This window comes from Actinosynnema sp. NPDC023658 (assembly GCF_040639995.1).
GTDB lineage: Bacteria > Actinomycetota > Actinomycetes > Mycobacteriales > Pseudonocardiaceae > Actinosynnema.
The window spans coordinates 1-1,655 of record NZ_JBFAAX010001145.1 but is presented as its reverse complement, the minus strand read 5'-3'; the positions used below and the strand labels follow the sequence as shown (position 1 = coordinate 1,655).

1 protein-coding gene is annotated in these 1,655 nt (G+C 71.4%); it reads right to left on the bottom strand.

Annotated features, from left to right (window positions below):
- Positions 1–149 precede the first annotated feature (149 nt).
- On the bottom strand, positions 150–1,655 hold a 1,506-nt coding region (locus AB0G02_RS38990; RefSeq protein ID WP_360805173.1), incomplete at its 5' end, for a glycosyl hydrolase.

Below are 1,655 nucleotides of genomic sequence, written 5' to 3'. Positions count from 1 at the left end.
GGGGGGGGGGTGCTGCGCGGGGGGCCCGGGCGCGGCGGGGACGCCCGCGGCGCCCCCCACGACACCCGAGCAAGCCCGGTGGTGGCGGGAGGTGGGTGCGGACACCGCGTCCGGTCCCCTGTTCGCTCCCGCCGGTCCACCGGACGCGATCACCCGATAGCGCAAGTCAACGCAGGCGCTGTCGGGGAGCCGTTGGCCAGGTACCCGAACGTCGTGCTCTCCCCCGGCTTGACCGCCGCGTTCCAGGACACGTTCTTCGCCGTGGCGGTCGAGCCGTCGGTGGTGATGTCCGCGCCCCAGAAGTGCCGGACGTCCTGCCCGGCCGCGAGCGGCCACGTCACCCGCCAGCCGGCGGACGGCGAGTTCTCCCAGTGCCGCACGGTGATCTCGACGTGGTACCCGGTGCCCCACTGCGCGACCACGCGCATGGTCGCCGTGCAGTCGCCCAGGGTCTTCTTGAAGTCGGGCAGCTCGTCGAGCGTGATCACGTGCTCGTCGTCGTACACGCGCTTCACGAAGTCGCGCGGGTTGGTCACGCCGTCCTGGATGAACGAGCCGGACCAGGTGACGAACCAGCTCCAGCGGGCCTCGTAGGCGCGCAGCAGCTCCGGGTCCGGGATGGAGCCGACCTCGCCCAGCGCCGCCGGCTTGTGGTCGCCGCCCAGCTCGACCAGACGCTCGTACGGGCCGATCACCGGACCGTGGTCGCCCTGCGGCGGGTAGGAGTCCACGCTGACCACGTCGACCACGTCGTCACCCGGGTACCAATCGGGTGACACGGAGTTCCACACCCAGATCAGGTTGTGCAGGCCGTGGTGGTCCACCAGGCGGTCGTGCAGCAGCCGGTACAGCTGCTTGGCCGGGCCGGGCCCCTTGGCGCCCCACCAGAACCAGCCGCCCTCGGCCTCGTGCAGGGGACGCCACAGCACCGGCACCTTCGCGTCGGCCAGGCGCTTGAGCTGCACCGCGATCGCGTCCACGTCCCGGATCAACAGCTCGTAGTCGGCCGAGTCCGGATCCGCCAGCGCGGCGGCCAGGTCGAACGTGGTCGCGTCGGTGTAGAAGCCGCGCCACCACTCCTTGCCCGGCTGGTCGATCAGGCCGCTGGGCGCGTTCCAGTGCCAGGCCAGGGTGGCGATGCCGCCACGCCGGTCGTAGGCCAGGACGTTGTCGACGTCGTGGCCCACCGTGCCGCGCTCGACCCGGCTCGGTGAGTAGTCCATGAGGTCGTAGCCGCCGATGGCGGGCGCCCTGCCGGTGTTCTGCTCGACCCAGTCGATGCTCGCCTGGTCCTGCTGGCCGGACAGCACGTTCACGCCGTAGTTCTGCGCGAGGTACCGCATCAGGCCCTTGGCCTCGGTGGTCGCGGCCGGGTCGGTGAGCGCGCCGGTGACCTGGTGCGGACCGCGGGGCGCGCTGGGCGTCACCTTGATCGCGTCGATCAGGTACCAGCCCCAGTTGTTCGTGATGGTGATCGTGTTGTCGCCCTCGCGCAGCAGCACCTTGCCCGCCGCGATCGACGTGAACGTGGGGTGCTCGGGGAACGCGATGTCGCCCAGTCCGCTGCCGTTGAGCGAGAGCGACGCGGTCTTCGCGCCGAACGGCGTGGCGTAGGAGATCGTGAGGTCGTGCAGGCCGCCGGGGCTGTCCGGGAT